Origin of the sequence: Rhodobacter capsulatus (assembly GCF_005144475.1) — a bacterium.
GTDB classification, from domain to species: Bacteria; Pseudomonadota; Alphaproteobacteria; order Rhodobacterales; family Rhodobacteraceae; genus Rhodobacter; species Rhodobacter capsulatus_C.
On sequence record NZ_SWJZ01000026.1, the window covers coordinates 30647 to 55628 of the forward strand.

Sequence of the window (24982 nt, forward strand, 5' to 3'; positions counted from 1 at the left end):
CCGGATCGCTCCGGGGCCTTTTGCTTTCGGGGCGGCCGCGCGATCAGCCGCCGGTCTTGCCGCGCCAGGGCACGACGCGGCGTTCGGCCGCGCGCAGGGCGACATCGATGCCATAGCCGATGAAACCGATGAGCAGGATCCCCATCACCACGATGTCGGTCAGCTGGAATTTCGAGGCGACAAGGATCATCATCCCCGCGCCCTTTTCCGCCGCGACCAGTTCCGCCGCGACCACGGTGCCCCAGCACACCCCCATCGCCACCCGCGCGCCGATGAAAAGATCGGGCAGCGAATTCGGGATGATCACATGCGTCAGCACCTGCCATTTCGAGGCGCCGAGGCTGTAGGCGGCATGGACCTTCGAGAGCCGCACCCCCGCCACGCCCGAGCGCGCCGCGATCACCATGATCCAGAGCGCGGCGAGGAACAGCAGCACGATCTTGCCGGTTTCCCAGATCCCCCACCAGATGATGATCAGCGGAATGAGCGCCAGCGGCGGCACCGGCCGCATGAATTCGACGATCGGATCGAACCAGCCCCGCACCCAGCCCGACAGCCCCATCGCATAGCCAAGCGGAATGCCGATCAGCGCGCCGAAAAAGAACCCGGCCAGCACGCGAAACAGCGAAAAGCCCAGATGTTCCCACAGCGGCTTGTTCTGATAGCCCTCCCGCGCGATCTGCCAGAACCGGGCGGCGACGCTTTCGGGCGCGGGCAGCCAGATCGGCTCCATCTGCCAGCCCTTGTCGGGCGCAAACGAGAGCGAGCCTTTCGGCGTCAGCGTCACCTGCCCATGGGCGACAGGCAGCGGCTGGCCCACCGTCACGGGCTGCCCGTCGATCGCCGTCAGGGTCACCCCCGGCGCGTCATTCGCCGTCGGGCGCACCAGCGCATAGCGCCAGGCCGCGACCGAGGCGGCGTCATCCTGCGCCAGCCCGCTGCGCGGCGCGGGCAAAACCGGCTTCTGCGGCGTCTTGTCGGCGGGGGAAAGCACGTTGACCCGCACCGTGGCGGTCTCTGTCGCCCCGTCCGGCGCGGTCACGGTATAGCGAAACGCGGTCTCGCCGATGAAGGGGCCGGGCACATGGATCGGCACCAGTTTCGAGCCGGTGAAGGCCCCCCAGATCAGGAAGATCGTCAGCACCGAGAGCACCGAGGCGATGCGATCGGGCTGCACGGCGCCCGCGTCGCCAAAGGTGACGGTGCGGCGGGCGCCGTCGATGCGGCCGCGGCGGATCAGGCGCAGGCTCAGCCCCGCGCCCAGGAAGATCGCCAGATAGGCAAGGGCAAGGATCATTGCGCCGCCTCCAAGGGCGCGGCACGGCCCATGATCTCTTCCTCCATGTCCCAGATCAGCGCCAGGATTTCGTCGCGGGTTTGAATGAAGTCCGGGCGGCGGCGGATCTCGCGCAGATCGGCGCCGACGGCGGCTTCGGCGAAAGGCAGCGCATAGTCGCGCAGGATCCGCCCCGGGCGCGGCGCCATCACGATCAGCCGCTGGCCCAGAAGCAGCGCCTCCTCGACCGAATGGGTGATCAGGATCACCGTCTTGTCGGTGTCCCGCCAGAGCTTCAGGATCAGCCCCTGCATCTTTTCGCGCGTCAGCGCATCCAGCGCGCCGAGCGGCTCGTCCATCAGGATCAGCGCGGGGTCATTGGCCAGACAGCGCGCCAGCGCCACGCGTTGCTGCATCCCGCCCGAAAGCGCATAGACCGGCTTGTCGCCAAAGCCCTGCAGGCCCACGGCGTCAAGCAGATGGTCGGTCAGGCTGGCCCGCTCGGCGCGCGGCACGCCGCGCATCCGGGGCCCGAAGTCGATGTTCTTGCGCACGCTCATCCATTCGAACAGCGCGCCCTGCTGGAACACCATGCCGCGTTCGGGGCCGGGGCCGATGACGGGCGCCTCTCCCAGACGCAGGCTGCCGCCGGTGGGCGCCAGAAATCCGGCAATGATGTTCAAAAGCGTGGTCTTGCCGCAGCCCGAGGGGCCGAGGATCGCGACGAGTTCCCCCCTGCGGACCGTCAGCGAGACATCGCGCAACGCCTCGGTCGGCGGGCTTGCGGCTTGGGTGAAACGCATCGACAGGCGGTCGATGACAAGGTCGGACATGGAAACACCGGGGTTCGAAACGGGGAAAGGCGCGGGGAAGGCCCCGCGCCGCAGGAGGTCTGGCCGCGCCGCGTCAGAGTTTCGCGGCGGCTTCAAGATAGCTTGCGTCGACCACGCCCTCGTAGCTTTCCAGCGCCGAGGGGATGTTCTTCGTGGTGACGAAGAAATCGGCCACCGATTTCAGATAGGCCTGCAGCCCGCCGCCAAGCCATTGCCCGGACAGCTTTTCCTCGATCGTGGGCAGGGTGAAACCCGCCAGCTGCGCCCGGGTGCCCGCCTCGTCCAGCCCCGAATCCTTCGCCAGCACCGGGATGAAACGGTCGGGATCGGCCCGATAGGCGGCGTTTTCGTCATTCACCACCTTGAGGAATTTCGTCACCAGATCCGGGTTTTCCGCCGCAAAGGCGCCCGGCGTCGAGATCACGTCGAAGACGCGGATGCCGGCCGCTTCCTTCTCGGCCCCGGTCAGCAGCACGTTGCCATAATCCTTGGCGCGGGCCAGCGCGCCGCCCCAGCCGCAGAAGACATCGATATTGCCCTGGGCGATCGCCGCGGCGGCATCGGGGGGCGTCAGATCGACCACCTGCAGCTGGCCGGCATCAAGCCCGAAATGTTCGAGCTGCTTCAGAAACCCGTAATGCGCCGCGGTGCCCAGCGGCACGCCGACCTTCCGGCCGACCAGCTCACTCGCATTTTCCTTCGTGATTTCAAGATCTTTGCGCACGACGCAATTGTCGTTTTCGGAATAGCTTACGGCGATGTCGACGGCCTTCAGATCCTGCCCGGCCGAGGTGGCGGTGACAAAGGGCGGCACGCCCTGCGAGATCAGGAACTGCACATCGCCCGCGGCGGCGGCGGCCGACATCGCGACGCCGGTGTCGAAGGCGCGCCAGTTCACCTTGACGCCCAGTTCCTTTTCGAAGGTGGCATCGACCTTGGCCTGTTCGAACGGCAGCGGCCATTCAAGAAACCAGGCCACGGTGATCTCGTCGGGGGCCGCGGTGGCGGCGCCGCTTGCGGCCAGAAGCGCAAGCGCCGAGAGGGCGGCAAGGGTCGGGGCTTTGGTCATGGTCGGTCCTTTCAGGGATGCGGAATATACATTAGATCCATCGTCATTTTTGAAATGACCTGATCCGCGGCCCGGACGCCATTCCAAAGGCGCGCGCCGGACGGCAGGAAAAATCTCTCTCCGGGCTGCGGCAGAGAGGAATTCTTCTTCGGGCCAGCAAAACAAGGCGCGGCGCGGGGCCTTGGCGGGGCTGCGGGGGAAGAAAATCCCGCCACGGCGGCGAAATCCGCGCTCTGGACTCAAGGCTTCGGCGAAACTGGACCTAATCGGGCCGGGCTGCCGCTGGCATGGTCGGGCCAATCCCACGTTCAGCCAGAGGCCCAAATGCACGCCGCCCCGCTTCCGCAAGATGCCGCCCCGATCATCGCCGCTGATCGCGCCCATGTCTGGCATCACCTGAGCCAGCACAAAGCCTATGAAACCACCGACCCGCGCGTCTTTGTCGAAGGGAAGGGGATGCGGCTGTGGGATGCGACCGGGCGCGAGTTTCTGGACGCCACCTCGGGCGGGGTCTGGACGGTGAACCTCGGCTATGGCCGCGCCGACATCGCGCGCGCGGTGCAGGAGCAGCTGATGCGTCTGCCCTATTACGCGGGGGCGGCGGGCACCGTGCCCGGGGCGCGCTATGCCGAGGCGCTGATCGCGAAGATGCCGGGGCTGTCGCGCGTCTATTATTCGAACTCGGGCTCCGAGGCGAACGAGAAGGTCTACAAGATGGTGCGGCAGATCTCGCATCGCCATCACGGCGGTCGGAAGGGGAAAATCCTTTTCCGGGAAAGGGATTACCACGGCACCACCATTGCCGCGCTCGCCACTTCGGGGCAGGCGCAGCGGGCCGCGCACTACGGGCCGTTCCCGGATGGTTTCGTCATGGTCCCGCATTGCCTGGAATACCGGGCGCAATGGGATGTCGCCAATTACGGCGAGCGCGCCGCCGATGCGATCGAGGAGGTGATCCTGCGCGAGGGGCCCGACAGCATCGGTTGCCTTGTGCTCGAGCCGATCACCGCGGGCGGGGGCGTGATCGTGCCGCCCGCGGGCTACTGGGAAAAGGTGAGCCACATCTGCCGCAAATACAACATCTTGCTGCATCTTGACGAAGTCGTCTGCGGCCTTGGCCGCACCGGCGCCTGGTTCGGCTATCAGCACTACGGCATTCAGCCCGATTTCGTCACCATGGCGAAGGGCGTGGCGGCCGGTTACGCGGCGATTTCCTGCACCGTCACGACCGAGGCTGTCTTTGATCTGTTCAAGGACGCGCCCGCCGATCCGCTGTGCCATTTCCGCGACATCTCCACCTTTGGCGGCTGCACCGCCGGTCCTGCGGCGGCGCTCGAAACCTTGCGGATCATCGAGGAGGAGGGGCTTTTGGAGAACACCACCCGGATGGGCGACCGGCTGCTGTCGAACCTGCAAGATCTTGCCGAACGGCATGCGGTGATTGGCGACGTGCGCGGCAAGGGCTTGTTTTGCGGGGCGGAACTGGTGGCCGACCGGCGCACGAAAGAGCCGCTTTCCGAGGCGAAGGTGCAGGCCGTCGTGGCCGATTGCGCGGCGCAGGGCGTGCTGATCGGCGCCACCAACCGCTCGATCCCCGGGCTCAACACGACGCTCTGTCTTGCCCCCGCGCTGATCGCCTCGGAACCCGAGATCGACCGCATCACCGAGGTGATCGACGCCGCCCTGAGCCGTCTCGCGGCTTGACAGCGGCGCTGGACCTATCCCTGATGGGTCCAGAACAGCGGTGGGGCGAAGATGGCCATTGCGGTCGAAAGCTTCTTTCTGGCGCCGGGCGGGCAGGGATCGCTGCAACACCGCCTGCGCCAGATGGTGACGGAAGGGATCCTCTCCGGCCGGTTTCGCCCGGGCGACCGGATGCCCTCGACGCGGGCGCTGGCGGCGCATCTGGGTGTCGCGCGGATCACCGTGACGCTGGCCTATGCCGATCTTGTGGCCTCGGATTACCTGCTGGCGCGGGGGCGGTCCGGCACCTTCGTTTCGGCCGCCGCCCCCGATGCGCGCAACGCCCAGCCCCTGCCCCGGGATGGGGCCCACGCCGATTGGGCCCGGCTTCTGCATCCCCGCGCGCAGGGCCTGCCGCGCCCGGACCGGCCGCGCGACTGGTCGCTCTATCGCTATCCCTTCATCTACGGGCAGGCCGATCCAGAGCTTTTCGACCATCAGAACTGGCGGGCCTGTGCGCTTCAAGCCCTTGGTCGACGTGAGTTTCACAGGCTTTCGGCGGATTGCTACGACGAAGACGATCCGCTGCTCGTCGAATACATCCTGCGCCACATCCTGCCCCGTCGCGGCATCGCGGCCGTGCCCTCCGAGGTGCTGATCACCATGGGGGCGCAGAACGGGCTCTGGCTGGCGGCGCAGGTCTTGCTCGGGCCGGGCGAGCGCGCGGTGATGGAAAACCCGGGCTATCCGGGCACGCGCGCGGTGCTGGGCACGACCGGGGCCGAGGTGCTTTCGGTCGATGTCGACGATCGCGGGCTGCCGCCCGAGCATCTGCCCGCGCGGCTCAAGCTGGTGGTCACCACCGCAAGCCATCATTGCCCGACCAATGCCACCCTGCCGGTCGAGCGGCGGCTGGCGCTGCTGGCGGCGGCCGAGACGGGGGATTTCCTGATCCTCGAGGATGATTACGAATTCGAGATGTCCTTCCTGCAATCGGCTGCGCCCTCGCTGAAATCGCTCGATGCGGGCGGGCGCGTCGTGCATCTGGGCTCGTTCTCGAAATCGCTGTTTCCGGGGCTGCGGCTGGGCTATCTCGTCGCGCCCGCGCCCTTTGTTGCGGCGGTGCGGGCGCTGCGCGCCACCGTGCTGCGCCATCCGCCGGGGCAGCTGCAACGCACGCTGGCGCTTTTCCTGTCGCTTGGCCATTACGATGCGCTGGTGGCGCGGATGAAAGCGTCGTTCCGCACCCGCCGCGAGGTGATGGCGAAAGCGATCGAAGACAACGGGTTGCAGGTGGCTGGGCAGGGCGGTTTCGGCGGCTCGTCGTTCTGGATGCAGGCCCCCGGGACGGTCGATACCGAAGATCTGGCGCTGGGCCTGCGCGCCGAGGGGGTGCTGATCGAACCCGGCCGGGTGTTCTTCGATCCGGCGCGCGCGCAGCGCAATTTCTACCGTCTCGCCTATTCCTCGATCGGTCCCGCCGCGATCCCCGAGGGCATCGCCCGCATCGCAAGGGCGCTGCGCTGATCTGGCCCTATCCGATTTCGCGCTCTGGACCTAAGATTTCGCGCCGCTCCGGGGTTCATTGGCCGAAAAGCTCAGGAGAGACCGATGCGGATGACCACCGAAGAAGCCTTCGTCAAAGTTTTGCAGCGCCACGGGATCGACACTGCCTTTGGCATCATCGGCTCGGCCTTCATGCCGATTTCCGATCTGTTTCCGCGCGCGGGCATCCGGTTTTTCGACTGCGCGCATGAGGGCTCGGGCGGGATGATGGCCGATGGTTTCACCCGCGCCTCGGGGCGGATGGCGATGATCATCGCGCAAAACGGCCCCGGGGTGACGAATTTCGTCACCGCCGTGAAGACCGCCTACTGGAACCATACGCCGATGCTGGTGGTGACGCCGCAGGCGGCGAACCGGACGATCGGGCAGGGCGGCTTTCAGGAAGTCGAGCAGATGGCGCTGTTCAAGGACATGGTCTGCTGGCAGGAGGAGGTCCGCGACCCCGCCCGCATCGCCGAGGTGCTCGACCGGGTGATCCGCAAGGCGCGCCGCGCCTCGGCGCCCGCGCAGATCAACCTGCCGCGCGACCTGTTCACCAAGATCATCGACATCGAGCTGCCGCAGGGCGCCGATCTGCCCCGGCCCGCGCCCGATCCGCAGGCGCTCGACCGCGCGGCGGCGCTGCTTTCGGGCGCGCGGTTTCCGGTGATCCTGAACGGCGCAGGGGTGGTGCTCTCGGACGCGATCCCCGACACGGTGGCGCTGGCCGAGCGGCTCTCCGCCCCGGTCTGCGTCGGCTATCAGCACAATGACGCTTTCCCGGGCGCCCATCCGCTTTATGCGGGGCCTTTGGGCTACAACGGCTCGAAAGCCGCCATGCAGTTGATTTCAAAAGCCGATGTGGTGCTGTGTCTGGGCACCCGGCTCAACCCGTTCTCGACGCTGCCGGGCTATGGCATCGACTATTGGCCGAAGGCGGCAGCGATCATCCAGGTGGACATCAACCCCGACCGGATCGGCCTGACGCGGCTGGTCAGCCTTGGCATCGCCGCCGATGCCGGGGCGGTGGCGCGGGGGATCCTGGCGCGGCTGGCCCCCGAGGCGGGCGAGGCCGACCGGGGCGCGCGCGGCGCGCTGATCGCCACGACGAAAAGCCGCTGGGCGCAGGAACTCGCCGCGATGGACCACGAAGACGACGACCCGGGCACCAGCTGGAACGAACGGGCCCGCGCCGCGAAACCCGGTTGGATGAGCCCGCGCATGGCCTGGCGCGCGATCACGGCAGCCCTGCCGCCCGAGGCGATCCTGTCCTCGGACATCGGCAACAATTGCGCCATCGGCAACGCTTATCCAAGCTTCGCGGCGGGGCGGAAATATCTGGCGCCGGGGCTGTTTGGCCCCTGCGGCTATGGGCTGCCCGCGATCGTCGGCGCGAAGATCGCCTGTCCCGGGGTGCCGGTGGTCGGTTTCGCGGGCGACGGCGCCTTCGGCATTTCGGTCACGGAACTGACGGCGATCGGCCGCGCCGACTGGCCCGCGATCACCATGGTGGTGTTCCGCAACTACCAGTGGGGCGCGGAAAAGCGCAATTCCACGCTTTGGTATGACGACAATTTCGTCGGCACGGAACTTGATCCGCAGGTCAGCTATGCCGGGATCGCGCAGGCCTGCGGCTTGCAGGGCGTCGTGGCCCGCACGATGGAAGAGCTGACCGAGGCGCTGCGGCGGGCGCTTGACGCTCAGGCGGCGGGCCGGACGGTGCTGATCGAGGCCCTGATCAATCAGGAACTGGGCGAGCCGTTCCGCCGCGATGCGATGACGAAGCCGGTCGTGGTGGCGGGCATCGATCCCGCCGACATGCGGGGGCAGCCGCTGTAAGCCGGGCGCAGGCGGTGCGGTGTCTGCGCCGGGCTGAGGGATCAGGCCGCCGCGCCGAACAGCACATCGAGCAGGCGCTGTTCCAGCGCCGCCACGGCGGCCGCCCCGTGACGCCGGGGGCGGGGCAGGTCGATCGACAGATCCAGCGCGATCCGCCCCGCATCCAGCACGATCACCCGATCCGCCAGCACCACCGCCTCGGCGACATCATGCGTCACAAGGACCGCGGTAAAGCGCTTTTCGCGCCAGACCCGTTCCAGAAGCCCCTGCATCTCGATCCGGGTCAGCGCATCCAGCGCGCCCAGGGGCTCGTCCAGCGCCAGCACATGCGGCGCGCCGACCAGCGCCCGGGCCAGCGCCACCCGCTGTTTCTGCCCGCCCGAAAGCGCCGCGGGCCAGTCCCCCGCACGCTCGCCCAGACCGACCTCGGCCAGGATCGCCCGGGTGCGGGCCGTGGCGTCGGCCCCCTCGGCGAGCCCGGTCAGACCGACCGCGACATTCTCGCCGATCCGGGCCCAGGGCAGCAGCCGCGGTTCCTGAAACATGATCCGCGGGCCCGCCGCGTCCCGCCCGGACCCGTCGCGCAGGATCGTGCCGCCGTCCGGGCGGTCAAGCCCGGTGAGCAGGCGCAGGAAGGTCGATTTCCCGCAGCCGGACTTGCCGATCACCGCCAGAAACTGCCCCCGCGGCACGCTCAGATCGAGCCCGCAAAGCACCCGCTTGTCGCCAAAGCGCCGCTCGACCGCGCGAAAGCTGAAAGCCGCGGCAGAAGATTGCGATGCAGAGGTCATGTCGAACCCTTTCCCGAAAAGGCCGGGTGCCATTGCAGGCAGGCCCGTTCCAATGCGCGGGCAAGGCTGTCGGCCAGCTTGCCCAAAAGCGCATAGATCAGGATCGACAGCACCACGACGTCGATCTGCAGGAATTCCCGCGCCTGCATCGCCATGTAGCCCAGCCCCGCCTGCGCCGAGATCGTCTCGGCGACGATCAGCGTCAGCCACATGATGCCCAGCCCGTAACGCAGCCCGGTGAAGATCGCGGGCAGCGCCCCGGGCAGGATGACGCGGGCAAACAGCCGCGCGCGCCCCATGCCGTAGATCCGCCCCATCTCGATCAGCTGCGGGTCGGTGCTTTGAATGCCCAGAAGCGTGTTGACATAGATCGGAAAGAACACCCCCAGCGCGACAAGGAAGATCTTCGCCTCCTCGCCGATGCCGAACCACAGGATGACCAGCGGGATCAGCGCCAGATGCGGAATGTTGCGGATCATCTGCAGCGTGGTGTCTGTGAGCGCCCGGCTTTGCGCCGAAAGACCATTGGCAAGGCCCAGCGCGAAGCCGATGCCGCCGCCAAGCAGGAAGCCGGTCAGCGCGCGGGCGGCGCTGACGGCGATGTTGCGGGCCAGATCGCCCGAGAGCGTCAGCGCCCAGCCCGCCGCCAGCACGGCGGACGGCGCAGGCAGCACATTGGCGCGGATCACCCCCGCCCGCGCCAGCCCCTCCCACAGCGCCAGCGCCAGCACCGGCAGCGCCCAGCCGACCAGCGCCCGCCCGGCCGGCCGCAGGCGCCGCAGCCGAGCCGGCGACAGGGCGCGGGCCAGCCGGTCCGGCTCGGTGGTCATCACGGTCATCGTCTTGTCCTTCAGCCCTTCGCCGGGGTCCAGAGCGCGTCGGAGACGGTGATCGCGGTGGGGATCAGGCCGAGCCGGAAGAACCGGTCCGCGGTGTCCTGCTGCGCGGCAAGGATCTCGGGGGTGATCTCGAAAATGCCGAACTGCGCCCGGTCGGCGGCCAGTGTCTGCGCCGCGATCGGCACGCCGGTGACCTCGTGCAGGGCCTGGGCCACCTCGGCGCGGTGGCTGTCGGCCCAGCTTGCCGCCGCTTTCAGCGCCGCCAGCACCGCCTCGATCACCGGGGTGTTCGTCGCCTCCGCGGCAAAGTCGCGGTTGGCGAGGAACCAGGTGTTGACCCTCAGCACCTCGGGGGCGCGGATCAGCACGACGGGCTTGTGCGTCACCTCGGCGATGGCGAGGAACGGATCCCAGATCGACCAGGCATCGACCGCGCCCGAACCGAAGGCGGCGGCGGCATCGGCGGGGCCCAGGAAGACCGGCTCGACATCGCGGAAGGCGAGGCCATGCGCCTCGAGCGCCGCGATCAGCAGGTTCTGCGCGCTGGTGCCCTTGCCCACGGCGACCTTGCGCCCCCTGAGATCGGCAAGCGTCGCAATGCCGCTGTCGGGCCGCGCGATGATCGCCTCGCCCGCGCCATTCGGGGGCAGGGCGGCGACATAGGAAATCGCCGCCCCCGAGGATTGCCCGAAGATCGGCGGCGCGTCGCCGGTCCAGCCCAGCTGGATCGCGCCGACGTTCAGCGCCTCGACCAGCGGCGGCCCGGCGGCGAACTGCACCCAGTCCACCGTGACGCCAAGCGGCGCGAGCGCGGTTTCAAGGCTGCGCTGGCGCTGCGCGATCACCGGCAGGTTGGTCTTCTGATAGCCGATCTTCAAGGTCGAGACCGTCTCGGCCCGCAACGGCGCCCCCGCAAGGGCGGCCAGCGCCAGGGCCGAAAGCCCGAAGCTGCGGCGTGTCAGTCGTGTCATCTGTCTGTCTCCCGGGGCGTTTGCCCGTCTGCGGATGGTGCTCTGGGGCGGACCTTCGCAGGTTTCATACACGAGTCAACGTGTCGAGTATTTCCCGGCGCCGGTGCGGAGGGGTGCCCCGCGCCGCGACCGCGCCGCTGTGCTCATCTGAAAAAAGACATTTAAAACATTGTTTTGCGAGGCGATCCTGAGGGGCGCCCCTTCGGCCGGGCGGAACGGGCGCTCTGTGGCCTGCGCGTCGCCGGGAAGAATTCCGCTGTTCTTGCCGCAACAAGACAAGATCCGTTCTCCCGCCGTGCCGAAGCCTCTGGCGCCGTTTCCGGGGCGGCGGAAAAACCTTGCTTCGACAGCGGTTTCGCGCAGGGCGATCCTTCCCCCGCGGCGCGGCAACTTGGAATGGAACCGGGCCGGGTTCCGTGGCATCAAAATAACGACGGATTTAGCCGTGTATCGGCCCCCGCCGTTGCCCGCGAGACCAGTTGATCCCGATCCCGCCCCTTCCGACCGCGCCCAAGGCCGGCCGGCCGGTGGCTGGCCCCCCTTTTGCAATGCTTTCCCAAGGATGACCCGATGAATGCTCCCGTGCTTCCCCGTCCGATCGGCCTCAAGGACCGGCTCTGGGCCGAACTCGCGCTGAAGGCGCGGCTTTACACCGATGGCGTGTCGATCAGCCCCGAGGCGCTGGCCCACATCGCCCCGGGCATCAGGACGCAAGAACAGGTCCACACGCTCTTCGAGATGGATTTCGTCGTGCATGAGGACGAACAACCCAGCCACTTCCGGCTGGATCACGGCCTTGTCGTGCCGTTCCGGCTGAACCCCGAGGCGCGCGACCGGATCGTGCTCGACGGCAACCGCACCATCGTCGTGCGCGGCGACGAGGCGCTGGCCGAGGCCTTCTTCCCGGACCGTCCGGCGTTTTACGGCAAGCAGACCTCGGACGGGGTGGCGATGTCCACCATCGCCACGCTGGGCTCGGAACGGCAGTTCTTCGTCGCCTATTCGAACGAGTGTTCCTACAAGGCGAAGGGCGAGGACTGCCTGTTTTGCAACATCAATTTCACCAAGGACACCTATGGCGAAAAGACCGGGATCTTCTGGAAGACCGCGCGTCAGATCGGTGAAACCTATGCCGAGGCGCATCGGGCGGGGCTGGTCGATCACGTCAACATCACCGGCGGTGTGATCCCGGAACGGCGCGAGCTGGAATATTACCTCGATGTCGCCGATGCGCTGCGCAAATATGCGGGGGTCGAGGATTTCAACGGCACCGCCGTCGTCGCAGCGCCGATCGATCTGCGCAATCTCGACCGCTTCAAGGAGGCGGGCTACCGCACCGTGGGCCTCAACCTCGAATTCTGGGACAAGGGCATCTACAACGCGATCTGCCCCGGCAAGGCGCGGGATTCGGGCGGCTGGGATCACTGGCTGAAGGCGATCGAATATTCGGTGGGCGTCTTCGGGCATGGCAACGTGCGCTCGAATTTCGTCGGCGGCATCGAGCCGAAGAAAAGCCTTTTGGCGGGGATTCAATACCTTGCCGACAAGGGCGCGGTCGGCACCGCCTCGATCTGGTGCCCCAATCCGGGCTCGGATCTTGAAGGCCACCGCGCCCCCGAACCGGACTGGTATCTCGATCTTGGCCACCGCATCGCGGCGATCTGGCAGAAGGCCGGCTTCACCTGGGCGAACCTTTACGACAGCAACGCCGATGTGACGAGCCTGCAGCATGACATCTGGCGGATCGAGGCGGAAACGCTGCCGATCTTCACCGGCACCGCCGTCGCCGCCGAATGACCTCGGGGGCGGCAACGCCCCCCTTTCCGCACCTGAAAGGACATCCCCTTGAGCCTTGATCATCCCCGCCACATCGCCATTTACGGCAAGGGTGGCATCGGCAAATCCACCACCACCTCGAACATCGCGGCCGCTTTGGCCGAAGCGGGCCATCGCGTCATTCAGGTCGGCTGCGATCCGAAATCCGACTCGACCACGATCCTGCGCGGCGGGGCGGAGCTGCCCACCGTGCTGGACAGCCTGCGCGACCGGTCGCGCAAGCCGAAGTTGGAAGACATCTCGGCCGTGGGCTTTGGCGGCGTGCTCTGCATCGAGGCGGGCGGGCCGGTGCCCGGCGTGGGCTGCGCCGGGCGCGGCATCTCGGCCGCGGTCGATCTGCTGGAGGAATTGCGCGTTTTTGAGACCTTCGCCCCCGATTACGTGCTTTACGACGTCCTGGGCGATGTCGTCTGCGGCGGGTTCGCCGTGCCGATCCGCGACGGCATCGCGGATCGCGCCTTCGTCGTCACCAGTTCCGATTTCATGGCGATCTTTGCCGCCAACAACCTGTTCAAGGCGATCGACAAATATGCGCCCTCGGGCGGCGCGCGGCTGGGCGGCATCATCGCCAACAACCTGCAGCTGGACCATGCCCGCGGGCTGATCGACGATTTCGCCCATCGCACCGGCACCGAGGTGGTGGGCTATGTGCCGCGCTCGGTCGAGGTGGCGCAGGCCGAGCTTTATGGGCAAACGGTGATCGAGGCCGCGCCCTATTCCGACCAGGCCGAGGTCTACCGCAAGCTGGCGCGCCGGGTGACGGGCGATCTGGAAACGCGGTTGCCGAAGCCGCTCAACGGCCCGGATCTGAAGGACTGGGCGCGGGACTGGGGCGACCGGATCTTTGGCGCCGAACGCGCCGCCGCCGTGCGGAGCGCGTAAGATGGCCCGCCGCCCGAGACTGGAGCCGCGCGAGACGCGGCTTGACGCGACGCAGGCCTTGCTGGGCCGTGCCGCCGATCTGGCCGCCGAATTCGCCGCGGGCACGCCGCCGCGGCGGATCCGCACCTTCAGCGAAGCCGCCCCCGATGATCTGCGCCCGGCGCTGGCTTTGCTGTCGGACATCCCCGATCTGGGTCTTGTCGTGCATGGGCCGCGCGGCTGTGCCGTCCGCGCGCCCGGGGCCGCGCCGCTCGCCGTGACCGATCTTGATCAGCGCGACACCGTGCTCGGCTCGGGCGAGGTGCTGGCCGAGACGGTGCGGGCGCTGGACGCCGCGCATCCTCTGGCGGCGATCGCGGTTCTGGGCAGCCCGGTCGTCGCGATCAATTCCGATGACATCCGGGCGACCGTCGCGGCGCTTGGCCTCGAGCTGGACAAGCCGGTGGTCTGGGTCCGCACCGAGGGGGTCCGTTCGGCCGTGCCCGCGACCGGCGGCGATGCGGCGGCAGAGGCGCTGTTGCAGCTGGTCGATGCCGAGGAGACCGAGCGCGAACCGGGGCTTTTGAACCTGCTCACCAGCACCCGCAGCCCCGAACTTGCGGCGCTGGCGGGCCAGATCGAGGCGCTGGGCTGGCGGGTCAACATCCTGCCCGCGGGGGCCGGGGTGGCCGACATTGCCCGGGCGGGCCGGGCCGAGGCGAGCCTTGTTCTGGCGCCGGATCTGCTCGGGCTCTTGGCCGAGGGGCTGGAAACCCGGTTCGGCGTGACCCGGCTGGATGTCGCGCTGCCCTTGGGCGCGCAGGCGACGGTGGCGGTCTTGCGCCGGGTGGCGGCGCTGGGCGGCGCGGCGGCCCCGGCGGCCCCGCCGCGCAACCTGTCGCAGCCGCTTGCGGGGCGGCGCCTCGCGCTGGCCTTGCCCACCGCCTGGGGGCTGGCCGCGGCAGAGCTGATCGGCGATCTGGGCGGCGCGGTGACGGTGCTTTCGGTGCCGCATCTGGACCGCAGCCATGCCGCGGCGCTGGGCGCGCTGGCCGAGCGCTGGCCGGATCTGCAGATCCATGTGGGCGAGGGGCAGGGCTTTGAACTGGCGGGCCTGCTGCGCCGCAATGCGCCGGATCTGCTGCTGGGCGCCAGCGATGCGGTGGCGGTGGCGTTGCGGCAGGGCCTGCCCGCCGCGGTGCTTGATCCGGCGCGGCTGATCGGGGCGGGCGCGGCCGAGGCCTTGACCGGGGCGGTCGAGACCGCCCTTGCCCGCCGGGCCCTGGCGCGCACCGCGGCGCAAAGCGCGCGGCCGGGCTATACGCCGGGCTGGCTGAAGCGCAGCCCCGACTGGCATATCAAACAGGAGGTGCGCTGATGGGCCGCCCGACGCTTTTTCCCTTTGGTGGCTGTGCCTTGCACGGCGCAATTCAGGCGGCCGCGGCGATCCCGGGGGTCACGCCCGTCGTCCATTCCACCCCCGGCTGCGCGCTGCGGGCGGGGCTTTTTGCCGGGGGCGGGCGCTACGGGGCACCGCCCGGGCTGCCGCGGATCGCCGCGACCAACATGGCCGACAAGCATGTGGTTTTCGGCGGCACCTCGCGGCTGCGCGAGGAGATGAAGAACGCCCTTGCGGTGCTCGAGGGCGGGATGCTGGCGGTGCTGACCGGCTGCCCGGCCGAGATGATCGGCGATGATGTGGGCGCGATGGTGAAGGAACTGACCGCACAGGGCGAGCGGGTGGTGGCGGTGCAGACGGCCGGATTTCACGGCCCCGCGCATGACGGCCATGCCCGGCTGCTGGCCGGTCTTCTGGCCCATGTCGCGCCCGTGCCGACGCGCGCCGACCGGCCGCTGGTGAACCTTTTCGGCATCGCCCCCGGGCTGGATCCGGGCTGGCTGGCCGAGATCGAGACGCTGTCGCGGCTGCTGGAGGGGGTCGGCCTTGCGGCCAATCCGATCTTCGGCCCCGAGGGCGGGCTTGCGTCGCTGGACGCTTCGGCCGGGGCGGCGCTCAGCCTTGTGCTGTCGCCCTGGGGCGCGGCGCCCGCCGAGGTGCTGGCGGCGCGGCATGGGATCCCGGTGCTCGTGGCGGACGGGTTGCCGGTGGGGGCCGAGGCGGCGGAAGCTCTGGTGCGGAGGCTCTCCGACCGTCTCGGCCATCCGCTTGACGCCGCGGCAGAGGGTTATCTGGCGCGCGAACGGGCGCATCAGGGCTGGCGTTTCGATGCGGTGCTGGAGCGGCTGGCGGCGCTGGCGCCGCGCCGGGTCGTGGTGGCCGATGGCAGCCTGCGCGCCGGGCCGCTGGCGCGGTTCCTGGGCGAGACGCTGGGCTGGCCGGTGCGGGTGATCCTGACCGACAGCCCGCCCGAGGCGTTCCGCGCGCCCCTGGCCCGGACCGGCGTGGCCTGCGCCGGGGACGGCGCCGATCTGGCGCGGGCGCTGAGCGAAAGCGGCGCCGATCTGCTGCTGGGGGGCGCATCCGCGGCGGCGGTCGCGGCGGCGCGGGGGCTGGACGTTGTCGATCTGGGCGCGGCCCCGGGGCTCGAGGGTCTGGGCGGCGGTCTGAGCGGACGGGGCGGGGCGGAGCGGGTCTTCGCGGCGCTTTTGTCCGCGCTGGAGCCCGCGCCGCGGGCGGCATCCGTCTTTCCGATCCCCGCCGCGGTGCCGTCGGCGCCTTTTGCGCGCGTGGCGGAATAAGCCCTTGCCGCCGATTGAAGAAAAAGCACCCCCCGGCCCGGTTTCGGGACGGGGGGTTCGGTGTTGCGGGGCCACCGCGCCGCGCGCGCCGTGCCCCGTTTTCCGGCACCTCCGTCTTGGGGGGCCATGATCAGGGGGAGAGGTTGCCCGGCGCGGAGCGCGAAACCAGCGCCGGCGCCGGTGACGGCCGGATCAATGCAGCCGGGTCCGGCCCGGGGCCGTGCGGGCGCTGACGGATCTGGCGGCGGTGTGCAGGTCCGCCAGGGTCCGGGTCTGGCTGGCGACGGCGCCGATCTGCTCGGCCAGTTCGCCGATCCCCTCGGGGCTCCAGCCGCCGGTGGTCAGCGCCAGCAGGCTCTCGCGGCGCAGATCGCCCGGATGCATCACCACCAGATAGGCGAATTCGAGCGCCACCGAGAGCCGCTCGCCCACCCGCGCGCAGAGCGCGGGCGGGATCCGCCAGGGCGGGCCATCGAGATCCTCGGCGCGCGGCGGGCCCGGCGGGAACCGGCCGTAGGGGCCGGGCCGCGCCGCCGAGGCCGCCTCGGCGCCGATCTGCGCCGCCAGCGCGGCATCGGTCTGGCGCAGCAGGGTGAAGAAGGGGGCGGGCTGGCCCTCGGCGGTCAGCAGCCGCTCGACGAAGGCCAGCACCGTGCGACGTTCCAGTTTCGACAGCGCGGGCGGCGCGTCGAGGCGCAGATCGGGCAGATGCAGCTCGGGGGGCAGGATTTCCGGACGGGACATGGCGGGCCTTTCCTCGGATGTCGAAGCACTGTGTCGGCCCAGAGTGGCAGAGTGTCGCGTAAAAGACGATAAAATCGAGCGTGTTTTTTAACCCGATCGGCAGGCAGGAAATTCCCTTTTGTGGCAAGGCAGGAGAAGCGCGTTTCGCCCGCGTCGAATCGCCGGAAGGAAACCGCCGCCCCGGAGGGATCGGGGCGGCGGCAACCGGACGGCGGGCGGGCGCGGGGGCGCTGTGGTGCTGGCCCGTCCGTCTCAGCTTGGGGCGGGGACCTGCGACAGTTCGGCGGCGATCCGGGCGGTCTGGGTGCGGATGTCGGGGATGGCGGTGATTTCCCACAGCGCCGCGCGGGCGGCGGGGCCGATCGCCTGCAGCACCTGGCTGGTCTTGCCCGCAAGCGTGACCAGCCGGCCGCTGCGGTCGGTGACAAGGCCGAGCCGGAGCGGGTCGATCTGCGCCAGCCCGTCGTCCAGCAGGTGCCGCAGCAGCGGGCCCGCGCCGATTTCCGGATCGCGCCGCACGCCGCGGCAGTCGATCACCGCGGCGACATTCAGCGCGGCGGTGCCGGTGTGCCGACAGGGGCGGTATTGCAGCCAGACGCCGCATTTGTGCGGCGTGACCCTGTCGAAGGCGCCGCGCAGGATCTGCAACTGGCCGCTGGCCCGTGCCTCGGCGATGCGGCTTGCGGTTTCGGGCGGCATGCGGTGGCGATGCACTTCCCACCAGGCGGCGGCGTGGCGCAGGGCGCGGGCGCGTTCGGGGCCGGGCAGGGCGGTCCAGATCCCTTGCACATGCGGCCGCAGCCCGTCGATCGCATCGCGCCAGCTGCCCCCCGCGATCTCGGCGCGGCGCACCTGTCGGCGCAGCCAGTGCAGCAGCACCGAGGCGGGGGCGCCCAGCGGCACCTCGCCCAGCGAGGTGGCGAGCGGCGTTCCCGGCGCATGCACGCGCGGCAGCAAGCCCCGGCGCGACAGCGCGATGATCGGGCCGTGATGGCCGGATTTCAGCAGCGTCGTCACCTGATCGACCATGCTCAGCCCGGTGCCGAGGATCGCCACGGGAACATCGGGATCAAGGCGCAGCTGCGTCACATCGGCCTGCAGCCCCCGCACCGCCCTGGGTTGCGGGTGGCCCGTGGCCAGGATCGCGTGATCGGCGATCAGCGTCTGTCGGTCGTCCAGCGTCAGCGTCACCCGGCCCGGCGGCGCCTCGGTCAGCCGCACCGCCTCGGCCTGCACCAGCCGCAGCCGCGGCCCGGCCGCCCAGGGCGCCAGCAGGCTTTCCAGATAGCGCCCATAGGTCGCCCGCGACACGAAAGAGGCGCCCGAGACGGTCCGGTTCGCCTGCCAGAGCCAGCGCAGGAAATGCTCGGGATCCTCGGGCAGGGCGCTCATGTTGATCACCCGCGTGTTCAGCAGATGATCCGGGTCGTCGGTCGCATAGGCGAGGCCAAGGCCGATGCGCGGGCTGCGCTCGATCAGGGTGACGCGGGTTTCGGGGGCGGCGCGCAGCAGGTGATAGGCCATCAGCACGCCCGAGGCGCCGCCGCCGATCACCAGCACATGCCGACGGCTGGGGGGCTGCGCGGTCATCCCTGCCCCCGGCCGCTCAGCAGACGGGCCAGCCAGCGCGGCAGCGGGCGCAGATCGTCGGCGCGCGGCGCCAGAAGACGGATCAGGTCGGGGTCGAGGCGTCCATCGAGCATGTCGGTCTCCTTCGGGGCTCACTGCAGGAAGATGGCGACGATCAGCCCCGCCCAGCCTGCCAGAAGCAGGCCAAGCAGCAGCCGGTCGCGCAGGGTGGGCGGGCGCCAGAACAGCTGTCTCATGCGCTTTTCTCCACGACTTGGGGCAGGCGGCTCAGCAGCCGGTCGCGCAGCGCCTTGCCCGCGGGCCAGGGGCCGAAACCGGCGGCGACGTTGATGTGACCGGCCGCGCCCAGATCGATCAGCTCCGAGCCCCAGGCCGAGGCCAGGTCGGTGGCGCGGGCAAAGCTCATCCAGGGATCATTGCGCGAGGCGACGAGCAGGCTTGGCACCGGCAGCGCCCGGCGCGAGGGGGTGCCGAAATGGCCGATCCGGCGCGCGCCGCGGGTGTCGGCGGGGGCGACGAACATCGCCGCCCGGACCTCGATCTGCGGCCATTTCGCCAAAAGACGCGCCACCAGCACCGCGCCAAGGCTGTGGCCGACCAGCACGGCGCCGGGGTGCTGCAGCACCATCCCCGCCAGTTCCGCCTCCCACAGATCGGGCATCGGCCGGTCGGGGCAGGGCAGATCGACCATCAGCGCGGTCGGATCGGTGGCGGCCCACCAGTCCTGCCAGTGCGGCGCGGGCGAGCCGTCAAGGCCCGGAACGAGCAGCGTCTTGATCATGGGAACCTCTGCGGTCGGGTTGCGTTCCGGAATATCTACCATGAATGTCGTGATTGCGGGTTCCAAAGACCGGCGCGGAAAGAGAAGATCCTGCCCTTTTGGGCTCCCCGGGCAGGACGCTGTTCCCGGCCGCGCCGGTGCCGCTTGTGGCGGACCGGGGAGCCGCGGCAGGTTCGTCTTGCCGCCGGATCTGCCGGGGCTGCCCGCGTCTTGGCGCCCGCGGTCGCGGATCCGGTCGCGGCCGCGGGCCGGGGCGCTGCGGGAGGAATTCTTAAAGATTAGAAATAAAACAAAGGTTTGCGGGACGATCTTTGCCGGATCGAACAAGGCGTTCCGGCCGTCCCGGGGAACAAACTGCTAAATAACGACAGAATTAGACGAGATTATTTTCTTGTAAAGACGACTTGTCCGGTAGAGTATTGGCCATGTTCCAACGCCTGATCAAGAAAGGATCCGTCATGACACATGCCCTGCCGATCCCCTCCGGTCCGCGGCCGGTCAGGTTGCTGCCGATGCAGTTCGCCGCGCCGCTGCGCACCGCCGAATCCTACGGGATCGAGCCCCTCGAAGAGGCCGGTCCGATCGGCCGGGCCGCGCGCTCGGACCGGGTGTCCGGCCTCGCCGCTCCGGTCGTCTGGGGTCTGGCGGTTGCGGGCGCGATCCTGGCCTGGGGCGGCCTTGTGCTGTGGTCCGTCGCATGAACGCCGCCGCCCCGATTTACGCGGTGACGATGGTGGACACCCGCACCGATCAGCCGCATCGCGTCGGCGGCCGGGTGCAGACCCGGTTCACCCATGATCCCGAGGAAGCCCGCCGACATTTCCTGCAAAACCGCGATCCGCGGCTGTGGCGGATCGTGGTGAAGCCGCTGACCCGGCAAAGCTGAGCGGTCGCAGGGGCGACCGTTTCGGCCCGGCATGCCGGGTGCGACATCACCCTGATCATCCTGGGGGAGCCCATGATTGCCAAAGTGTTGTTGTATCTGACAACCCGCCGCCCACGGTATTGGGAACTGGCCGAGACCGGTCTTGACGGTCTGGCCGCCGATCTGGCCCGCGAGGGCTGGCGCGTCCGCTTTGCCGGGCCGCGATGGGATCTGGTCTGGACGCGGGAATGGCTGGTGCCGCATGCCTGCAATGTTCTGGTCCTGCCCGATCCGGGGCAGGGCGGCTGGGGTCACAGCCGCTGGGCGGACCATTGCCTGCCGCCGCTGCGCGCCGGATGGCAATGGCGCACGCTGGTCGCGCAGCGGCTGCGGCATCGGTCCTTTGCCGCGATCTGACCCCGGAATTTTCGCCCCCGGATCTTCGCCGCCGATCTTCGCCCCCGCAGGGTTCGCCCGCGGGGGCTTTTCTGACTCATTGCAGCCCGAAGCTGCGCATCAGATCGCGCCGCAGCGCGACGAAATCCGGCGCGCCCCGATCGCGCGGCCGCGGCAGGGGCACCGCGATCAGCCGCGGCGGCGTTTCGGTCTCGCGCGACAGCACCAGCACCCGGTCGGCCAGATAGATTGCCTCTTCCAGATCATGGGTGACCAGGATCATCGTCACCTTTTCCTCGGCCCAGATCCGCGCCAGCTCTTCCTGCAGGGTCAGTTTCGTCATCGCATCCAGCGCCGCAAGCGGTTCATCCAGAAGCAGGATTTCCGGTTGCACCGTCAGCGCCCGGGCAATGCCCACGCGCTGCGCCATGCCGCCCGAGAGCTGCCGCGGCAGCGCGGTCTCGAAGCGCTCCAGCCCGACAAGGCGCAGCGCATGCCGGGCCTTCGCGCGGGCCTCGGCGCGGGGCGTGCCGCGGACCTCGAGGCCGAAGGCCGCATTGTCGAGCACGCTTGCCCAGGGCAGCAGCCGCGGTTCCTGATAGATGATCGCGCGCTCGCGCCCGACGCCCGCGACCGGGCGCCCGTCGATCAGCACGCGGCCGCGGTCGGGGGTTTCAAGCCCCGCCAGCACCCGCAGAAGCGTGGTCTTGCCGCAGCCCGAGGGGCCGACGATGGCAAGGCTTTCGCCGCCGGCCACGGTCAGGTTCAGCCCGCGCAGCACCGCCAGCGCCGCGCGGTTGAGGGTGAAGGATTTGTGCAGATCCTGCACCGAAACCTCGCCGCGGGTCGCGGCGAGGGTCCGGGGCGGGACGGTCCCCGACGGGGAGGCAGGAGCGTTCGGGGCCATCATCGCCTCAGTTCGTGGCCGGGGCCGGGGCTTCGGCCGATTGGTAAAGGATGTCGGCCGCCGCGATCTTGCCCGGGGCGATCTTGCCCTCGCGCGTCAGGATGTCGATCCAGAATTGCAGATCGCGGGTCGTGGCAAGGCCGCCCTCGCGCACGCCATAGCCCGCAAAGTATTGCGCCACCTCGGGATTTTCGTCACGTTCCTGCAGCACCCGGGCAAAGATCGCCTTCGTCTCCTCGGGATGGCTGCGGGCGTAATCCAGCGCCTTCGTCGCGCCATCGACAAAGGCGCGGGCCTCGGCCGGATGGGCGTCGATCCAGTCGCGGCGCAGCACGGCAAAGCCGCCCGCGATCTCGCCCAGCACGTCGGTATCGTCAAAGACCGCGCGCAGCCCGCCCTTTTGCCGCGCGGCGCCCTCGAAGGTGGTCTGCCAGTAGCCGAAAGCCGACACATCGACCTGACCCGCGCGCAGCACCTGTTCCAGCTGCGGCCCGGGCACGACGACCAGGTTCGCGGCATCTTCGGGCAGGCCCTTTTGATGCAAAGCCTCGCGCACGACATAATCCAGATGCGCGCCGAGCGTGTTCACCGCGATCGTATGGCCGGGCAGATCGGCGATGGTCCTGATCGGGCTGTCGTCGCGCACGTAAAAGATCGATTGCGAGGCGTCGTTGATGCCGTTCGTCGGGAAAACCGCCACGAAATCATTGCCGCCCGCGATCGCGTTCAGCACCGCGGGCGTCGCGGCCGAGCCGATATCGGCGCTGCCGCCCGCCAGCGCGATCAGCGTTTCCGGCCCGCCCGTGGCATAGCCGAGGTTTTCCAGCGTGATCCCGGCGGCGTCGTAATAGCCCAGTTCCGCGGCCAGCTCGAAGGCGGCCAGCCCGCCGTGATTGGGCAGATAGCGCAGCGTCACCGGATCGGCGGCGGCGGAAAGCGCGGTGCCGGAGAGCAGCGCGGCAAGGGCGAGAGAGCGAAGGTGGGTCATCTGTCTGTCTTTCGGTTGCAAAGGGGGAAGGGTCAGCGCGGCTCGGACCAGCGGCAGAACCGGGCCTGGGCGGCCACAAGCGCGGCGTTCAGCGCGAGGCCAAGGAAGGCGAGAAGAAAGATCGCGGCGAACATCAGATCGGTGCGGAAGTTGAACTGCGCGTTCATCACCTGAAAGCCGAGACCCTTGTTCGCGCCGATCATCTCGGCCGCGATCAAGAGCAAAAGCGCCGTGGTGCCCGAGAGCCTGAGCCCGACAAAGATCGCGGGCACCGCCGCGGGCAGGATCACCCGGGCGAAAAGCGTCAACCGCCCGGCGCCGAAACTGCGTGCCATTTCAAGCAGTTTGCCATCGACCTGCTGCACCCCGCCGATGGTGGCGAGCAGGATCGGAAAGAGGCTTGCCCAGAAGATCACGAAGACCTTCGAGGTCTCGCCCAAGCCCAGCAGCAGGATGAAGACCGGATAAAGCGCCAGCGCCGAGGTTTGGCGAAAGAGTTGCAAGATCGGGTCAAGCGCGCGCTCCACCCCCGGCATCTGCCCCATCGCGAGGCCGAGCGGCACCCCCACCGCGACCGAGGCGGCAAAGGCGATCCCCGCCCGTTGCAGGCTGATCGCGATGTCATCGAGCAGCGCCCCCGACACGATCCCCTGCCACAGCGTCGCCGCGATCCGGTCGAGCGGCGGGAAGACCGAGGGGTTCAGCCATCCCGCGGTGGATGCGATCTGCCAGAGCGCCAGAAAGCCCACCAGCAGCCCGTAGCGGGTAAAGACCCGCGCGGCGGCCTCAAGCCCCCGGCGCAGATTGGCGCCAGAGAGCGGGGGCAGCGGGCGTTCCGGGGTTTCGATCGGCGGAACCGAGATTTCAAGCCCTTGAAATGCCATCTATTCCGCCGCCTGTGTGCTGCGCCGGGCCTGCGCCCAGCGGGTTTCGGGGAAGGGCAGGCCAAGGTTCTCGCGCAGGGTGCGGCCCTCGTATTCGGTGCGGAACAGGCCGCGGCGCTGCAGCTCGGGGATCACCAGATCGACGAAATCGGTCAGTCCCGTCGGCAGCCACGGCGGCAGGATGTTGAAGCCGTCGGCGCCTTCGTTTTCCAGCCAGTCCTGCAGCGTGTCGGCGATGGTCTCGGCCGTGCCGACCAGTGTCAGATGCCCGCGCGCCGAGGCAACCCATTGGTAAAGCTGGCGGATCGTGAAGCCATGTTCATCGGCGATGGCGCGGATCAGGGCCTGGCGCGATTTCATCCCCTCGGTCGGCGGCGCGGGCGGCAGCGGCCCGTCCAGATCGTAACCGCGCAGATCGAGCGTGCCGCCAGTGAGCCCGTTCAAAAGCGCGACGCCATCTTCGGGCAGGATGAGCGCCGTCAGCCGGTCGTATTTCTCCTGCGCTTCGTCAAGCGTGCGCCCGACAAAGGGCGAGACCCCGGGCATGATCAGCAGATGATCGGGGCTGCGCCCCAGCCCGCGCGCCCGCGCCTTGATGTCGCGATAAAATTCCTGCGCCGTTTCAAGGTGTTGATGCGCGGTGAAAATCACCTCGGCATGGGCGGCGGCAAAGCCGCGGCCGTCCTCGGACTGGCCCGCCTGCACGATCACCGGATGGCCCTGCGGGCTGCGCGAGACGTTGAGCGGCCCCTTGACCTGAAAATGCGCGCCCTTGTGATTGGCCGCGTGCAGCTTGTCCGCGTCGAAGAACTGCCCCGTCGCCTTGTCGCGCACGAAGGCGTCATCCTCGAAACTGTCCCAAAGCGCCTTCACCACCGCGACATGTTCATGCGCGCGGGCATAGCGCTCGGCATGGGGCAGCTGGGTGTCGCGGTTGAAATTCTGCGCCGTGGCGTCGCCCGTGGTGGTGACGACGTTCCAGCCGGTCCGGCCCGCGGTGATCAGGTCAAGCGAGGCGAATTTGCGGGCAAGCGTATAGGGTTCCTCGTAGGTGGTCGAGGCGGTGGCGATGAAGCCGAGCTGTTTCGTGTGCTGCGAGAGCGCGGCGAACAGCGTCACCGGCTCGAAGCCCGCGACCTTGGCGTTGCCGCCCTCGATGCCGCCGCCGAAGCTGACCGAGAGGCCGTCGGCGAGGAAATAGGCGTCGAACAGCCCGCGTTCGGCCTCCTTGGCGAGCTGGATGTGAAAGGCGAGACTGGTCGCGCCATCCGAGGGCTGGTCGGGCTGGCGCCAGGCGGCGATGTGCTGACCGCCACCGGGCAGGAAGGCGCCAAGGCGCAGTTTGCGTTTCGGGTGGATATTCGTGGTCACGGGGGATCTCCTGAGGGGCAAGAAAGGGGCCCGTCGCGGGCGGCGACGAGGGGGGCGGGTCCGGAAGGGGGGATCGGGGGGCTTTGCTGGCGGCTTGCGCCGCGGCGGCGTCAGGCCCTGCGGTCAGCGCCGCAGCGGCAGAGCCCGGCCGCGCAACCGACGCGGCACAGGGGGAACGAAAGCGCGGGCATGGGGGCTCCAAAACACGATTTG

The 24982-nt window shown here is 69.1% G+C and carries 23 protein-coding genes; 10 read left to right on the forward strand and 13 right to left on the reverse strand.

Translation table 11 applies throughout. The annotated features are described in order from the left end of the window. Window positions 1-43: 43 nt before the first annotated feature. From FBT96_RS08100 to FBT96_RS08110, 3 genes are all read right to left on the reverse strand, one after another. The gene (locus tag FBT96_RS08100; protein WP_136905805.1) at window positions 44-1297 is read right to left on the reverse strand and encodes an ABC transporter permease subunit; all 1254 of its coding nucleotides are present in this window, start codon (window positions 1295-1297) and stop codon (window positions 44-46) included. Then, window positions 1294-2109 carry an ATP-binding cassette domain-containing protein gene (locus FBT96_RS08105; protein ID WP_136905806.1) on the reverse strand — a complete coding sequence of 272 codons (816 nt, stop codon included), beginning with the start codon at window positions 2107-2109 and terminating at the stop codon, window positions 1294-1296. The genes FBT96_RS08100 and FBT96_RS08105 overlap by 4 nt, the downstream gene beginning before the upstream one ends. A 73-nt stretch (window positions 2110-2182) precedes the next feature. After that, window positions 2183-3178, reverse strand: coding sequence for a taurine ABC transporter substrate-binding protein (locus tag FBT96_RS08110; protein ID WP_136905807.1), 996 nt, complete (start codon window positions 3176-3178; stop codon window positions 2183-2185). Window positions 3179-3502: 324 nt separating this feature from the next. Between FBT96_RS08110 and FBT96_RS08115 the strand changes: the two genes are divergently transcribed. The 3 genes from FBT96_RS08115 (at window position 3503) to xsc (ending at window position 8245) form a co-directional block, all read left to right on the forward strand. After that, a complete protein-coding gene (locus FBT96_RS08115) occupies window positions 3503-4882 on the forward strand; it encodes an aminotransferase family protein (RefSeq protein ID WP_136905808.1) in 1380 nt (459 codons plus the stop codon). Between the two features lie 51 nt (window positions 4883-4933). After that, a complete protein-coding gene (tauR, locus tag FBT96_RS08120; protein ID WP_136905809.1) occupies window positions 4934-6388 on the forward strand; it encodes a MocR-like taurine utilization transcriptional activator TauR in 1455 nt (484 codons plus the stop codon). An 84-nt stretch (window positions 6389-6472) separates the two neighbouring features. Further along, window positions 6473-8245 (forward strand): sulfoacetaldehyde acetyltransferase, encoded by a 1773-nt coding sequence (gene xsc, locus FBT96_RS08125; RefSeq protein WP_136905810.1) that lies wholly within the window; start codon window positions 6473-6475, stop codon window positions 8243-8245. 41 nt (window positions 8246-8286) lie between these two features. Here xsc and FBT96_RS08130 read toward each other — a convergent pair whose 3' ends face one another. Genes FBT96_RS08130 through FBT96_RS08140 form a run of 3 tightly spaced genes read right to left on the reverse strand, consistent with a single transcriptional unit; the run spans window position 8287 to window position 10846 of the window. Next, window positions 8287-9036 (reverse strand): ABC transporter ATP-binding protein, encoded by a 750-nt coding sequence (locus FBT96_RS08130; RefSeq protein ID WP_212635367.1) that lies wholly within the window; start codon window positions 9034-9036, stop codon window positions 8287-8289. Further along, window positions 9033-9875, reverse strand: a complete 843-nt coding sequence (locus FBT96_RS08135) for an ABC transporter permease subunit (protein WP_169583309.1) — start codon at window positions 9873-9875, stop codon at window positions 9033-9035. Before FBT96_RS08135 ends, FBT96_RS08130 begins: the two co-directional genes overlap by 4 nt. Window positions 9876-9886: 11 nt before the next feature. Next, entirely contained in the window at window positions 9887-10846 is a 960-nt protein-coding gene (locus tag FBT96_RS08140; protein ID WP_136905812.1) for an aliphatic sulfonate ABC transporter substrate-binding protein, read from the reverse strand. A 570-nt stretch (window positions 10847-11416) separates the two neighbouring features. On the opposite strand from FBT96_RS08140, the gene FBT96_RS08145 reads away from it, so the two are divergent. From FBT96_RS08145 to FBT96_RS08160, 4 genes are read left to right on the forward strand one after another with little or no spacing between them, the layout of a single operon-like run. Next, window positions 11417-12643, forward strand: coding sequence for a radical SAM protein (locus tag FBT96_RS08145; protein ID WP_136905813.1), 1227 nt, complete (start codon window positions 11417-11419; stop codon window positions 12641-12643). Between the two features lie 48 nt (window positions 12644-12691). Then, window positions 12692-13564 (forward strand): nucleotide-binding protein, encoded by an 873-nt coding sequence (locus FBT96_RS08150; RefSeq protein WP_136905814.1) that lies wholly within the window; start codon window positions 12692-12694, stop codon window positions 13562-13564. Between the two features lies 1 nt (window position 13565). Beyond that, on the forward strand, window positions 13566-14921 hold the full coding sequence (locus FBT96_RS08155; RefSeq protein WP_136905815.1) for a nitrogenase component 1: 1356 nt from the start codon (window positions 13566-13568) through the stop codon (window positions 14919-14921). Next, entirely contained in the window at window positions 14921-16243 is a 1323-nt protein-coding gene (locus FBT96_RS08160; RefSeq protein ID WP_136905816.1) for a nitrogenase component 1, read from the forward strand. Before FBT96_RS08155 ends, FBT96_RS08160 begins: the two co-directional genes overlap by 1 nt. A 192-nt stretch (window positions 16244-16435) precedes the next feature. Here the strand turns inward: FBT96_RS08160 and FBT96_RS08165 are convergent, their stop codons facing one another. The 3 genes from FBT96_RS08165 to FBT96_RS08175 form a co-directional block, all read right to left on the reverse strand. After that, complete coding sequence (locus tag FBT96_RS08165; RefSeq protein WP_136905817.1) at window positions 16436-16987, reverse strand: hypothetical protein; 552 nt, start codon at window positions 16985-16987, stop codon at window positions 16436-16438. 252 nt (window positions 16988-17239) lie between these two features. After that, window positions 17240-18577 carry an FAD/NAD(P)-binding protein gene (locus FBT96_RS08170; protein ID WP_136905818.1) on the reverse strand — a complete coding sequence of 446 codons (1338 nt, stop codon included), beginning with the start codon at window positions 18575-18577 and terminating at the stop codon, window positions 17240-17242. 232 nt (window positions 18578-18809) lie between these two features. Next, window positions 18810-19358, reverse strand: coding sequence for an RBBP9/YdeN family alpha/beta hydrolase (locus tag FBT96_RS08175; RefSeq protein WP_136905819.1), 549 nt, complete (start codon window positions 19356-19358; stop codon window positions 18810-18812). 458 nt (window positions 19359-19816) lie between these two features. Between FBT96_RS08175 and FBT96_RS08180 the strand changes: the two genes are divergently transcribed. From FBT96_RS08180 to FBT96_RS08190, 3 genes are all read left to right on the forward strand, one after another. Continuing rightward, complete coding sequence (locus FBT96_RS08180) at window positions 19817-20059, forward strand: hypothetical protein (RefSeq protein WP_136905820.1); 243 nt, start codon at window positions 19817-19819, stop codon at window positions 20057-20059. Then, on the forward strand, window positions 20056-20244 hold the full coding sequence (locus FBT96_RS08185) for a hypothetical protein (protein WP_136905821.1): 189 nt from the start codon (window positions 20056-20058) through the stop codon (window positions 20242-20244). The genes FBT96_RS08180 and FBT96_RS08185 overlap by 4 nt, the downstream gene beginning before the upstream one ends. A 90-nt stretch (window positions 20245-20334) precedes the next feature. Next, window positions 20335-20640 (forward strand): hypothetical protein, encoded by a 306-nt coding sequence (locus FBT96_RS08190; RefSeq protein WP_169583311.1) that lies wholly within the window; start codon window positions 20335-20337, stop codon window positions 20638-20640. Between the two features lie 76 nt (window positions 20641-20716). Here the strand turns inward: FBT96_RS08190 and FBT96_RS08195 are convergent, their stop codons facing one another. From FBT96_RS08195 to FBT96_RS08210, 4 genes are all read right to left on the reverse strand, one after another. Beyond that, window positions 20717-21448 (reverse strand): ABC transporter ATP-binding protein, encoded by a 732-nt coding sequence (locus tag FBT96_RS08195; RefSeq protein ID WP_136905823.1) that lies wholly within the window; start codon window positions 21446-21448, stop codon window positions 20717-20719. Between the two features lie 85 nt (window positions 21449-21533). After that, window positions 21534-22514: an ABC transporter substrate-binding protein gene (locus FBT96_RS08200; protein ID WP_023923916.1), complete on the reverse strand. Its 981-nt coding sequence runs from the start codon at window positions 22512-22514 to the stop codon at window positions 21534-21536. 32 nt (window positions 22515-22546) lie between these two features. Beyond that, window positions 22547-23398, reverse strand: coding sequence for an ABC transporter permease (locus FBT96_RS08205; protein ID WP_023923915.1), 852 nt, complete (start codon window positions 23396-23398; stop codon window positions 22547-22549). Further along, window positions 23399-24769, reverse strand: a complete 1371-nt coding sequence (locus tag FBT96_RS08210) for an LLM class flavin-dependent oxidoreductase (protein ID WP_169583313.1) — start codon at window positions 24767-24769, stop codon at window positions 23399-23401. Window positions 24770-24982 lie beyond the last annotated feature (213 nt).